Source organism: bacterium (assembly GCA_026129405.1).
Classification (GTDB): Bacteria; Desulfobacterota; Binatia; order DP-6; family DP-6; genus JAHCID01.
Map to the genome: position 1 here is coordinate 1,405,236 of JAHCID010000001.1, position 12,244 is coordinate 1,417,479.

The following is a 12,244-nucleotide window of genomic DNA, read 5'->3' on the forward strand; positions in this document are numbered from 1 at the left end:
GCGCCGCCGCCGACCCGCCTGCACGCTGCGCTCGCCGGGGCGACGCTCCTCCGCACCGCCTCCCGCGTCCCGCAGGCCGGCTGGTGCCCGCGCTCTCAGCCGGCGGTCTGCGGCGCGCCGCCGGTTCGGGTCGCGCGCGTCGAAGCCGCCGGGGACGTCGGGCAGCTCCGCGCCTCTACCGATGACGCTCGATGCTCGCCGCGGCGCTGCCGGCGTCGAGCATGGCGGTGACGCCGGTGCGGATCATCATGACCGCGATGCCGGCGAGGAACAGCGCGGTGACCTTCGCCACGGCGCGCCCGCCGCCGCGACCGAGCACGCGCGTGACCGGGCGGGCGGCGCGGAACACCAGCCAGACGACGAGCAGGTTCGCGCACAGCGACCCGGCGGTCCACGTCCAGCCGTAGGCGTCGTGCAGCAGCAGGATCGTCGTCAGCGCGGCCGGCCCCATGATGAGCGGCACGCCGATCGGCACGATGCCGACGTCGCGGTCGGGGCTGCGCTCGGCCTCGGACGAGCTCAGCAGCTCGCGTACCGCGAGCGTCAGGAGGACGATGCCGCCGCCGACGCGGAAGTCGTGCGACGAGATGCCGAGGAAACGGAAGATCGCCGACCCCGCGGCGAGGAACACGACCGAGATGGCGAACGCCGTGAGCGTCGCCTCGCCTGCGAGGCGCCGTTGGGCCTCCGCGTCGAGGCGCTGCGTCAGCGCGACGAAGAGCGGCAGGACGCCGATCGCGTCGATGGCGACGAAGAGGGGGATGAAGGCGAGGAGGAAGGTCTCCACGCCGCCGCGCTCAACCGGCGACGCGTGCGCCGACCGCCGCCTCCGACAGTGCCCACAGCCGGTCCGCCAGGGCCGGGTCGATCGCGTAGGACTTGACGCCGTCCAGCGCGCCCTCGGCGTCGTTCACCTGCGCCACGTGGCAATCCTCGAGGTAGAGGCCGCCGCGACCCTCGAGCTCGGGCGCGGTGGCCGCGAACGCCGAGGTCGCGGCGCCGGCGGGGACGGTCTTCAGGCGGAGCCCGCCGGGGCCGCTGCGCTGCTGCAGGAAGGCCATGTCCTCCGGGACCAGGTGGCGGCCGAGCTCGGTCACGATCGCACCGGGATGGAGCGCGAGCGCATGGATGCCCTGCGCGGAGAGCCGGCGCTCGAGGCCGACGGCGAAGAGCACGTTGGCGGTCTTCGACTGCCCGTAGGCGAGCCACTTGTCGTAGGGCCGCGTCGCGAAGTGGACGTCCTCGAAGACGACGGGCGACAGGTGGTGGCCGCGCGAGCTGACCGAGACGATGCGCGCCGGCGCGCCGCGGCGCAGCGCCGGCAGCAGCAGGCCCGTCAGCAGGAAGTGGCCCAGGTGGTTCGTGCCGAGCTGTCGCTCGAAGCCGTCGGCGGTGTGCGCGAGCGGGCACGCCATGACGCCGGCGTTGTTGACGAGCACGTGCAGCGTGTCCCAGCGCGCGAGGAAGCGGGCGGCGAAGTCGCGGACGCTCGCCAGCGAGCCGAGCTTGACGGACTCGACGACCACGCGCGGGTTCCCCGCGCTCTCGCGGATGCCGGCGGCGACGGCCTCGCCCTTCGCCACGTCGCGCGCCGTCAGGATCACCTCGGCGCCGTGGGCCGCGAGGGCGCGTGCGGTCTCCTGGCCGATGCCGCTCGAGGCGCCGGTGACCAGCACGCGGCGTCCAGTGAGGTCGATGCCCTCGAGAACCTGATCGGCCGTCGTCGCCTCACCGAACCTGGATGCGTCACGCATGTGGACGTGCCCTCCTGGGCGTCGACTATCTACGCCCCGAGGTCATGGCAATCCGGAACGGTGGACACTGCCTGCGCGGCCGCGCTACTCGCTCGGGGATGCAGAGCTTCCGAGGCAAGATCGCGGTCGTCACCGGCGGCGGCACGGGCATGGGACGCGAGCTGGCGAAGCAGCTCGCCGCCGACGGCTGTCACGTCGCCATCTGCGACGTCTCGACCGACAACATGGCGGAGACGAAGGCGCAGGCCGAGGCGCTGGCCATCGCCGGCGCGCGCATCACCACGCACGTCTGCGACGTGTCGGACGAGCCGCAGGTGCTGGCGTTCCGCGACGCGGTGCTGTCCGCGCACGGCACGTCGCACCTGAACCTGCTCTTCAACAACGCCGGCATCGCCGGCGGCGGCAGCTTCGTGCGTGACGATCGTGCGGAGTGGGAGCGGACGTTCGCGGTGTGCTGGTACGGCGTCTACTACTGCACGCGCGCCTTCCTGCCGCTGCTGATCGCGAGCGACGAGGGCTACGTGATCAACACCAGCAGCGTGAACGGCTTCTGGGCGTCGCTCGGCCCGGCGGTGTCGCACACCGCCTACAGCACGGCGAAGTTCGCGGTGAAGGGCTTCACCGAGGCGCTGATCACCGATCTGCGCCTGAACGCCCCGCACGTGAAGGCGGCCCTGGTGATGCCGGGGCATGTCGGCACCTCGATCGTCTTCAACACCGGCGCGGTGCACGGCACCACCGATGCGGAGACGGCGGCGCGGATGCGCGAGATGCTCTCCCGGCGCGGTCTGCCGGCCGACCAGCTCACCGACGAGCAGCTGGTCGCGGCGATGCAGCAGATGGCGACCGCGTTCCGCGACCTCGCGCCGACGTCGGCGGGGCAGGCGGCGACGACGATCCTCGACGGCGTGCGCACCGACCGGTGGCGCATCCTCGTCGGCGAGGACGCGCGCGTCCTCGACCGCATGGTACGCGAGCAGCCCGAGCTGGCCTACGAGGCGCCCTTCGCGCAGGCCCTGAACGACCAGGGCCACATGCGGCTCCTCGAGTAGGCGGAACGACGGCGCGCCGGGGCCCGGATCCCGGCACGCCGCCGCCTCCGGGCTCACGGAACGGTCGTGAGCTCGAAGATGCTGGTCCGTGTCGGCAGCGCCGTGCCCGGTTGGTCGGCCTCGTGGGCGACGAAGAGCAGCGGCTTGCCGGTCCAGCTCTGCGCCGCCGGCACGAAGGCGAGGCCCTCGGGAGCGAGGTCGCCGGCCGGCTGCGCGCCGGCGGTGACGAGGTCGCCGTCGAACACCACCTGCGTGCGCTCCCACTCCTGGAAGATCGGGGCGGCGGGGTCGGTCACGTCCCACACCATGATGCCGTTCGCGCGCTCGAGGCCGACGAACACGAGGGTGCGCCCCTCGGCCTCGCCGACCACGAGGCCCTCGGGCTCGGGCCCCTTGTTGTCGGAGCGCGTGTCGAAGCCGTCGCCGGGCGACTTGCCGACGCCCGAGTTGTGGAAGGCGGGAAGCTGGGCGGCCACGATCTGCTCGATCTGGTCGCCCGAGTCGAAGACGAGCGCGCCGGTGGCCGGGTTCCAGATCGACATCGACCGGCCGCCGAAGACGTAGAGGCTCGCGATCGGATTCGGCGCGGCCGGCAGCGGGAACTGGTTCGTGACCTGGAGGCGCGACAGCTCGTCGTTGTCGGCCAGCGCCGGGATGCCGTCGCCGTCGCGGTCGAGACCCGCGAGGCCGCCCGCGAGCGTGCGGCCGGCGAGGTCGCCGCCGCGAACCTCCTCGTTGCCGCCGCAGGCGGCGTAGTCGCCGCGGCTGTCGCCCTCGTTGGCGGTGGCGAGATACGTGACGCCGCCGATCGTGAACGTCCCGATGCCGTCGGGCTGGTACATGCCGAGCACCGGCCAGGTCGCGATGGCCAGGGCAGGATCGTTGCCGCTGCCGTCGCGGTCGCTCGGGTCGAGCGCGTTCCCGGCGAGGCTGTGGTCCTTGTAGCCGAACGAGCGGATCGACGTCAGCGACGCGCTGGCGACGTCGATCGTCGCGTAGGCGTTCGCCTCCTGGAGCGAGGTGTAGAGCGTCGTGCCGTCCGGCGAGAAGGCGACCGACTCCGGCTCGAGGTCGTGCGCGGCGTCGATGCCGAGGCCGAAGATGCGGATGCCGGCGGCCCGCAGCGCGTTCTCGGTGCCGTTCAGCGAGGCGAACGAGACGGTCGTCACGTCGGTCTGTGTGATCGGGTCGGACGACAGGTCGATCAGCGAGATCGAGCCGACCGGGTCGACGTAGGTGGAGCCGTCGCAGCGCGGCTCGCCCTCGTTCGCGACCGCGAGCACGAGGCCGTTCGGGCTGTGCACCACCATGTCCGGGACGGCGCCGACGGCGACCGACGTGATCAGGTTGCCGTCGACGTCGAGGAACACGACCCTGCCGGGGTTCTCCTTGACGCCGTTGACGACGGCGACCGCGACGCGGCCGTTGCGCACCGAGACGCTGGTCGTGTCGCTGCCGAACGCGGCCATGCTGACCGAGGTGACGAGGGTCGGGCTGGTCACGTCGGCGACATCGACGATGTCGACGCGGTTGCCCGCGGCGATGAACATGCGCCGGCTGGCCGGGTCGACGGTGACGATCTCGGCGCCGCGCACGGGCGGGTCGTACGAGCCCTTCCACACGAGGTCGAACCGCGGCGGCGTGGTCGTGGTCGTCGTGGTGCTGGTCGTGGTCGTCGTCGTGGGTGGGGGGAAGAGCGCGCCGTCGACGGCGGCGAGGAAGGCGTCGATCATGCCGGCGATCGCGGCGACGTCGCCGGCGGTCGTGCAGCCGCCCTTGGCTTCGGCGCGCGCGAACCCGGCCGCGAGCGCGCTCGCGCAGCGGGCGGCGCGGGTCGGGGGGAGATCGCCGCCCTGCGCGGCCTGCCGCGCTTCCAGGGCGCCGGTGCAGTAGACCCTGCGGGCAGCGGCACGCAGCTTCTCGGCCTGGCAGGCGTTCGGGATGCCGACCGACAGCTGCGCGCCGAGGTCGGCGACCAACGCCGTCGCGAGCCCGCCGGCGGTCGCGGCGTCGGCGGTCGTGGGGCAGCCGCCGCGGCGATCCCACTTCGCGAAGGCTCCGGCGAGCTTCCCCGCGCAGGCCGCGACCTTGGCCGCGTCGGGGGGGAGCCCGGTCGCGGTCTGCTTGCCGGCGAGCTTCGCGGCGCACGTAGCGGCGCGCACGGTGGCGCGGATCTTCGCCGCGGCGCAGGCGTTGGGTGCCTGCGCGTGCGCGGGAGCCGGAGCAGCCACGAGCCCGGCGAGCGCCATTGCCGCAAGGGTCCACGTCCTGATCGTCATCTGGTCACCTCTCGGAAGTTCGCAGGGCACGCCGGGTGCGGCGGCCGCCGGACTTCTATGAGCGGCGTGTTAGGGGAGGGTGACCGATCGCGGACGATCCGACGAAACGTCGGCCGGCGGGCGACGCGCGGTCAGCCGGCCAACCGGCAGACGAGCGCGCGCCCGACGAGCGACAGCTGCGCGCGCAGCTCCGCGGCGCAGCCGGCACCGAGGGCGCCGCGCGCGCTCTTCTTGTCGACGATGCGCAGGCCCTTCGCGAGTCGGCGTCCGGCGGCGGTCAGCCGCTTCGCGGTCTTGCGCGCGGACTTCACCGGTGCGACCAGGCTGGCCCGCGCCGCGCGGTAGCCCGCCGTCGCGGGCTTCGGCGGCCGCTCGCCGGCGCACGTGGCCTGCGCCGGCAACGCGGCCGCGTCGAGGCACGGCACGGCGCCGACCGCGGCACGCGCGTCGAGCCGGCCGGCGCCGGAGAGCCGATCGAAGCCGGGCGCCTCGATGTCCACCGCCGTCGCCTGCATGAGCTGCTTCACCTGCGCCGGCGACAGCGTCGGGTTCTTCCCGAGCATGAGCGCCGCGACGGCGCCGGCGTGCGGCGCCGCGGCCGAGGTGCCGAAGAACGTCTCGAAGCCCGGCACGCTGGTGGCGACGCCGTCGAACGACGCGAGGTCCGGCTTCTCGCGGATCTCGAAGGCGGGGAAGCGGATCGTCGCGGGTCCCGGCGAGCTCTCGGCCTCGATGGTGTCGTGGCCCGGGTCGGCGACGTCGATCGACGCCACCGCGACCACCTCGGGCGGGGACTGCTGGCCGTAGATCGCCCCCTCGAGCGACACGTGCTCCATGTGGACCGAGCGGAAGCAGACGAGGCGGATCGTGCGCGCCGGGTTGCCGGAGAAGAGCGTCACGACCAGCGACACGACCTGCTCCGTGCTCGTCGGGTTGCCGATCGACACGACCTCGACGGGATCCTGCGTGCCGGTCTGCGGGTTGGTGCTCTGCGCGATGACGTTGGCGGCCGAGCCCTGGACGACGACGAGATCGAGGTCCGTGCCGGCGCCGCCGAACGGCTCGTCCCACTGGAGCGCGCAGGTCGCGCCGCCGCCAGGCGCGAGCCTGATCTCGTTGCCGGGGTCGCCGGGCCCGCCCGCGGCGGCGCCGAAGTCGTGGATCACGCCGAGCGGCGGCCCGTAGAACGCCGGCGCGAGCGCGTGCTCCATGAACTCCCGCCGGCGGTTGCCCGCGGACGTGTGGTACGAGACGCCGCGCCCGACCACCTCGCGGGCCGCGTTCGCCAGCGGGCCGTCCTGGAAGAACGGCTCGTCCGGGAAGGTCACGTCGTCGACGATCACGCGCGCGCCGGCGTCGGCGAGGCAGCGGACGGTCTCGCCCATCTGCGCGCCGCTCTGCCCGAACGACCCGAAGAGGAGCGCGGCGCCGGGCGCGACGTCGTGCACGATCTCGAGCATCGCCGTGCCCTCGTCGCCGCCGAAGGCGTTGCAGCGCGGGTCGCTCGGCACCGTCACCGCCGGCAGCTCGCCCGCCGCCTGCGAGCGCGCCAGCGAGTCGATGCCGTCGGAGATCAGCCCGAGGACGACGCCCGCGCCGGTCCAGCCGGCGGCGCGCACGGCGTCGGCGCCGAGCCCGGCGTCGCCGGCGCTGACGACGGCGCCCGCCTGCGTGATCGGCGGCGCCACGGGGCGGATCATGGTCACGGCCGGCAGGTCGGCGAGCGCGTCCAGCGTCGCGACGTCCGTCCAGCCGTCGACGAGGCCGCCGAAGGCGTCGCTCGCGGTGACGATCTCGAGGCCGCGGCGGCGCAGCGTCTCGAGCGTGCCCGGGTCGACGCCGGTCACGCGCACGTAGACGTGCATGCGGTCGCCGCGGCGCCAGGCGTCGGCGGGGCCGACCCCGGCGCGGGTGCGCGGGACGGGTGGGGCGTGGCGCAGCTCGCGCGCGACCTTGTGGCTCACCGGATCGGGACCGTGCTCGGCCGCGACCGGGCCGGCGAGCAGCGGGCTCGCCAGCAGCAGGGCGGCGAGCACGGCGGTGCACCCCCGGGCCGGGTCGGCCGGCGCGCAACCGGTGTCTGCGATCTGCTCCCGCGTCCCCATGCCGCGTGTCCTCGTAACGACATGCCGGGTGCCGCGGCGAGTTGCGAGCAGCGGCGCCGGCTGCCCGCCGGCGGCTCGCGGGGCGGCGCGAACGTGCCCGCGCGCACGCGTCGAGCGGGTCGCGGCGACGCGGGCACGGGCATCGGCACGTCCTCGCGGAGCGCCGCTACGTCTCGCGGTGCACGTCGAGCAGGGCGCGCTCCCCGAAGCGAACGGCGACCGGGACGTAGGCCGTCGTCGCCAGGGCGAAGACGAGGTGCGCGCCGGGCATCGGTGGTGTCGCTCAGAAGGCGAGCAGGCAGGGCTTATGACCTTTCCTGTCCATTTCAATCCCTCTTGAACCGGATCACATTGAGGCCATCTCGACGGCGGCGGCGTGTGTTCGCCGAGGTGCGGGTGGCAGCCGCGGGTGTCTCTGTGGTACGGCCGGCCGCGCATGTTGCACCCGGAGCTGTCCGTCGTCGTTCCGGTCTACGAGGAAGCGCTCGTGCTGGCGGAGTTGCACCGGCGTCTCGTCGCCGCGCTCGACGGCTGCACCGGTCGGTGGGAGATCGTGTACGTCGACGACGGCTCCCACGACGCGTCTCCGCTCGTCCTGGGCGGCGTCGTGGCCAACGACGCCCGCGTCCGCGTTCTGCGCTTCAGCCGCAACTTCGGGCACCAGGCCGCGGTGACGGCCGGGCTCGAGCACGCGATGGGTGAGGCGGTGATCACCATCGACGGCGATCTACAGGATCCGCCGGAGCTGATCCCCGAGCTGGTCGCGCGCTGGCGCGACGGCTTCCAGGTGGTGTCGGCGGTGCGGACGGTGCGCGAGGGCGAGAGCCCCGTGCGGCTGGTGCTGATCCGCGCATTCTACCGCCTGCTGGGTGCGCTCGCGTCGCTCCCCCTGACGCCCGACTCGGGTGACTACCGGCTGCTCGATCGGCGCGTCGTCGACGTGCTGTGCCGCCTGCCGGAACGGCACCGCTACGTGCGCGGCCTCGCGCAGTGGGTCGGCTTTCGGCAATGCACCGTCGCGTATCGCCGCCAGCCGCGGTTCGCGGGCCAGACGAAATATCCGTATCGCAAGCTCGTCGGGCTGGCGCTCGACGGCATCACGAGCTTCTCGACCGCGCCGCTGCGTTTCGCGACGTACATGGGCTTCGCGCTCTCGCTCGCGAGCCTGGCGCTGATCCTCTTCGCGCTCTGGGCCAAGCTCATTCTCGGCACGGGGCCGCAGGGCTGGGCGTCGGTCGTGCTCGCCGTCGGTCTGCTGTCGGGTGCGCAGCTACTCGCGCTCGGCATCATCGGGCTCTACGTCGGGCGCATTCTCGACGAGGTGCGCGGGCGGCCGCTCTACGTGCTCGCCGACGACGATCCGAATGCAGCGCGCCGGCCGCCCCAGAGCATGGCGCCGAGCACGAGCAGCGCCCCGCCCGTGAGTGCGCCGCCGGCGACGAGACCCGGCGGCCGATAGCGGAACGCGACGCGCGACGCGCCCGCGGGCACCGGCAGCAGGCGGAAGGCGTAGTTCGCGCGCTCGATCGACACCGGTCGGCCGTCGACCGTCGCCGACCAGCCCGGATTCCACTGGTCCGCGAGGACGAGGAAGCCCGGGGCCGGCGCCGTTACCTGTAGCTCGACATGCTCGGGGTCGTCGCGCTCGAACACCACGGTACCGGTCGTGCCGGACGGGGCGATGCCGGGCCCGCCCGCGAGTGGGGCTTCGACGAGCGCCACGGTGGCGAGATCGAGGTCGGCCGTCGCCAGGTGCTCGAGGAGGCGGGTCGGCGGCGTGACGATCTCGACCCGCGGCACCCAGCGTGCGCGCGGCTGTGCGTCCGGATTCTCGTAGATGCGCAAACCGTCGGCCTCCTCGACCAGGTGGATGCCCGAGCCGAGGACGTCGGGTCGATCGACGCTCGCCGCCACTACGATGAAGCGCACGGCGGCGACGTCGAGCAGCTGCGGTCGCATACCGGGCGCGAAGGTCCATGGCTGATAGTACCACTGGTTGATGCTGCGGTACTCGGCTCCCGTCCACAGCTTGATCATATACGGCGCCCAGCGTCCGCCCGGCTGCGGCTCGTTGTCGTGGAGCGAGCGAACGCCGTGTAGCAGCGCCGTCTTGTGCATGAAGGCGAAGCCGCTGGCCCCCGGATTCCGGAACGCCTGGTATATCCGGAACTGGCTTCCGGTCCAGTCGCGCAGCCGCGCGTATGTGTCGGCGTGACGCCAGAGCCGCTCGGAGTCGGCGAGCTCGAAGAGCGTCGGCCGCATGGGCACGAGGCCGACGGCGAGCGCGATCACGACGGCGAGCGCGACGCCGGCGGCGCTGCGCTGCGGTGTCCACGCAGCGAACGCCCCGCACGCGACGACCGCCGCGCCGAGCACGCGCTCCGATGGCGAGAGTCCGAGCGTGAGGTCGGCGATCAGCACGGCGAGCGCCGACGCCGCGACCGCGAGCGTCGTCGCGAGGCGGCCGAGCCGCGTGCGTCCCGCAAGCGCCTCGACGCCGAGCGCGCACAGCGTGGCCAGCGCGAGGCTCACGATCCACGCGAAGCGCTGCGGCAGGCGGAACATCGCGCCGCCGGGAAGCGCCGTGTAGAGGCCGTAGAGCGGCGTCGCCGGCCCGAGCATGAGGGCGCCGTAGAGCACCGCGAGCACGAGATGGAACGCCGCGACCCGTCGCCAGCGCGGGGCGAAGAGCGCCGCCGCCGCGAGGAACAGGGGCACGAGCATCACCGGCTGCCCGTGCGCGGCGCGGCGGGCGAGCTGCCCCAGCCATCCGGTCAGCGTCATCACCTGGCCTGGCATGAGCTCGGCGGCGGTCAGCGGGCCGCTCCGTGCAGAGCCGAGGGCCGACATCGCGTTCGGCAGGAACTGGATCGCCGCCAGCGCCGGCCCCAGCGCGAGCGCGCCGCCGAAGGCGAGGAGGGCGCGCCGCGTGACCGCGTGGCGGCTCGTCAGCACCTCCCATGCGACGCGCAGCGTGACGACCTGATAGGTGAAGAAGACCGTCTGCGGATAGCCGGCGAGCAGGCCGAGGCAGAGCATGACGGCGAGGCCCGCCGCCGGGCGTGTGCCGCCCCGCCGCAGCAGCCGTTCCGTGCACCACAACGCGCCGGCCATCCAAGGATACGGCGCCAGCATCTGCGGCGCCCAGCTGGCGAGCGCGATCGCCGAGTTGCCGAGCTCGAACGCCAGCGTGCCCGCGACCGCCGCGGGGACGCCGAGGCTCATCTCACGGCAGAGGAGATAGAAGAAGAGGCCGCCGGCAGCGAGGTTCAGGAGGATCGCGAGGCGTACGGCGAGGTCGACGTCGGGCAGCAGCGCGAGAAGGCTCGTCGGATAGAGGAGGCCCTGCGCGGCGTAGAGAGGCTGTCCGGCGTTCAGGAGCGGCGACCAGAAGAGCCCGCTGCCGCCGGCGACGAGCGCGCGGCGGAGCTGGATCATCTGCGGCAAAAAGTAGGCGTAGAGGTCGTGCGAGGCCGTGCGGCCGTCGGGGGCGACGAGCGGCGGTTGCGCCGTGTCGAGCCCGTCGCCGACCCAGAGATCGAACGGCACGGCGCCGGCGCGCACGAAGGCGAACCAGGCGCCGGCAGCGAGTACGACGAGCAGCGGCACGAGGCGTCTCACGTTCGTGGCCGGCCCTTCAGGTAGACGAGCTCCCAGAGCGTCACGCCCCCGATTCCGAGGGGAAACGGTTCGACGACGACCGGCTCGAACGCCTCCGCGAAGAGCGCCCGCCAGGCGGCGAGCGGCCGCGGAAAGCGGCCGCGGTCGAGGCGCGCCATCAGCCGCGGCAGCCCACTGCGCTCGGGCAGCACGAGGTCGATGACGTGCACGTGGCCGTCGGCGTCGAGGAGGCCGGCCAGACGTCGCAGGATGCGGCTCACGCCGTCTGTATCGACGTGGTGGAGAAAGCTGTTCACGAGGATGCAGTCGAAGCGCGCGCCGGCGCGTGGGACGAACGACACCGCGTCGGCGGTGACGAAATGCGGCCCGTAGCGCGCGGCGGCCCATGCGGTATAGCGCGGGTTGACGTCGAGCCCGGTGTAATCGGCGTGATGGAAATGCGGCGTGTTGCTGCCGGGGCCGCAGCCGACGTCGAGCACGCGACGCACGCGGCCGAGGTCGGTGTGCGCGCGGACGGCGTCGAGCTTCCCCTCGACGAACGGACCCTGCCACAGACGATAGACGGTCTCGTGCTCCAGCAGGCGGTCGACGAAGCGTCGCAGCATCGTCGCGTCGCGCCTCAGGCGGACGCCGTCGTCGCGGCCGGCTTCTGGGCGGCGGCGAGCAGCGACGTACCCATCGGCGGCCGTCGCACGACGGCGGTCTCGCAGCGCATGAGCTGCAGAAGGGCGCGGTTCATCCAAGCGGCCGGCGGCTCGAAGCCGCTGCGGATGACGTCGCCGGTCCCGTCGCGCGTCGCCGTCCACACCGTGCGTGCCAGGAGGACGGGCACCAGCGTGAGCCCCCAGTAGCGCAGGTCGCGCACGACGAGGCCATGGGGCGCGAGCGTCGCGCGCATCGTCGGGCGGTCGTAGCGGCGCAGGTGGCCGGTGGCGCGATCGTAAGCGCTGCGAAGCGCCTCCAGCGCGGGCACGTTCACGAAGAGCCATCCGCCCGGCTTCAGGTGGAAGAGAACCGAGTCGAGGAAGGGTCCCGGCTCGTGGACGTGCTCCAGCACGTCGAAAAGCACGATCGCGTCCCAACGATCGGCGAAGGCCGGCAGCCGGTCGTGCACGTCGTAGAAGAGGGTCTCGCCCCGCGTCGCGACGCTTTGCTCGAGCGCGGTCGTGTTGAGGTCGGTGCCGTCGGTGGTCCATCGCGTCGCACGTTCCAGCTGACGGCGCAGCACACCGTTGCCGCAGCCGACTTCGAGCACGTGCAGCGGCACGCCCACGTCCACGCCGAGCGCGCGCAGCTGCCGGACGAAGGCCGCGACCCGCCACGCCATCCAGAAGTGCTCCGCCGTCGCGAGGCCGTACCACTCGCTCGGGAACTCGGATGCGACCGGGCGTGAGAGCACGCGGATCCGCGGTGACGGCATGGGTGACCCGCCG

At 73.3% G+C, this 12,244-nt stretch carries 8 protein-coding genes; 2 read left to right on the top strand and 6 right to left on the bottom strand.

Annotation, left to right across the window (positions count from 1 at the left end; all coding sequences use genetic code 11):
* Positions 1 to 175: 175 nt before the first annotated feature.
* Positions 176 to 787, bottom strand: coding sequence for a MarC family protein (locus tag KIT14_06455; GenBank protein MCW5890177.1), 612 nt, complete (start codon positions 785 to 787; stop codon positions 176 to 178).
* A 10-nt stretch (positions 788 to 797) separates the two neighbouring features.
* Positions 798 to 1,754 carry an SDR family NAD(P)-dependent oxidoreductase gene (locus KIT14_06460; protein MCW5890178.1) on the bottom strand — a complete coding sequence of 319 codons (957 nt, stop codon included), beginning with the start codon at positions 1,752 to 1,754 and terminating at the stop codon, positions 798 to 800.
* A gap of 98 nt (positions 1,755 to 1,852) precedes the next feature.
* Between KIT14_06460 and KIT14_06465 the strand changes: the two genes are divergently transcribed.
* Positions 1,853 to 2,806 (top strand): SDR family NAD(P)-dependent oxidoreductase, encoded by a 954-nt coding sequence (locus tag KIT14_06465; protein MCW5890179.1) that lies wholly within the window; start codon positions 1,853 to 1,855, stop codon positions 2,804 to 2,806.
* A 53-nt stretch (positions 2,807 to 2,859) separates the two neighbouring features.
* Here KIT14_06465 and KIT14_06470 read toward each other — a convergent pair whose 3' ends face one another.
* Together KIT14_06470 and KIT14_06475 are read right to left on the bottom strand one after the other, a co-directional pair.
* The gene (locus KIT14_06470; protein MCW5890180.1) at positions 2,860 to 5,085 is read right to left on the bottom strand and encodes a choice-of-anchor I family protein; all 2,226 of its coding nucleotides are present in this window, start codon (positions 5,083 to 5,085) and stop codon (positions 2,860 to 2,862) included.
* 131 nt (positions 5,086 to 5,216) lie between these two features.
* On the bottom strand, positions 5,217 to 7,121 hold the full coding sequence (locus KIT14_06475) for a S8 family serine peptidase (GenBank protein MCW5890181.1): 1,905 nt from the start codon (positions 7,119 to 7,121) through the stop codon (positions 5,217 to 5,219).
* Between the two features lie 505 nt (positions 7,122 to 7,626).
* On the opposite strand from KIT14_06475, the gene KIT14_06480 reads away from it, so the two are divergent.
* Positions 7,627 to 8,649, top strand: a complete 1,023-nt coding sequence (locus KIT14_06480; protein ID MCW5890182.1) for a glycosyltransferase family 2 protein — start codon at positions 7,627 to 7,629, stop codon at positions 8,647 to 8,649.
* 2,158 nt (positions 8,650 to 10,807) lie between these two features.
* Here KIT14_06480 and KIT14_06485 read toward each other — a convergent pair.
* Positions 10,808 to 11,416: a class I SAM-dependent methyltransferase gene (locus KIT14_06485; GenBank protein MCW5890183.1), complete on the bottom strand. Its 609-nt coding sequence runs from the start codon at positions 11,414 to 11,416 to the stop codon at positions 10,808 to 10,810.
* Positions 11,417 to 11,430: 14 nt separating this feature from the next.
* On the bottom strand, positions 11,431 to 12,231 hold the full coding sequence (locus tag KIT14_06490; protein ID MCW5890184.1) for a class I SAM-dependent methyltransferase: 801 nt from the start codon (positions 12,229 to 12,231) through the stop codon (positions 11,431 to 11,433).
* Positions 12,232 to 12,244 lie beyond the last annotated feature (13 nt).

Bases quoted from the DNA above. Each gene is read 5' to 3' on its own strand.
- KIT14_06460 (MCW5890178.1), bottom strand. From the start codon at position 1,754: ATGCGTGACGCATCCAGGTTCGGTGAGGCGACGACGGCCGATCAGGTT.
- KIT14_06465 (MCW5890179.1), top strand. From the start codon at position 1,853: ATGCAGAGCTTCCGAGGCAAGATCGCGGTCGTCACCGGCGGCGGCACG.
- KIT14_06470 (MCW5890180.1), bottom strand. From the start codon at position 5,085: ATGACGATCAGGACGTGGACCCTTGCGGCAATGGCGCTCGCCGGGCTC.
- KIT14_06480 (MCW5890182.1), top strand. From the start codon at position 7,627: ATGTTGCACCCGGAGCTGTCCGTCGTCGTTCCGGTCTACGAGGAAGCG.
- KIT14_06485 (MCW5890183.1), bottom strand. From the start codon at position 11,416: ATGCTGCGACGCTTCGTCGACCGCCTGCTGGAGCACGAGACCGTCTAT.
- KIT14_06490 (MCW5890184.1), bottom strand. From the start codon at position 12,231: ATGCCGTCACCGCGGATCCGCGTGCTCTCACGCCCGGTCGCATCCGAG.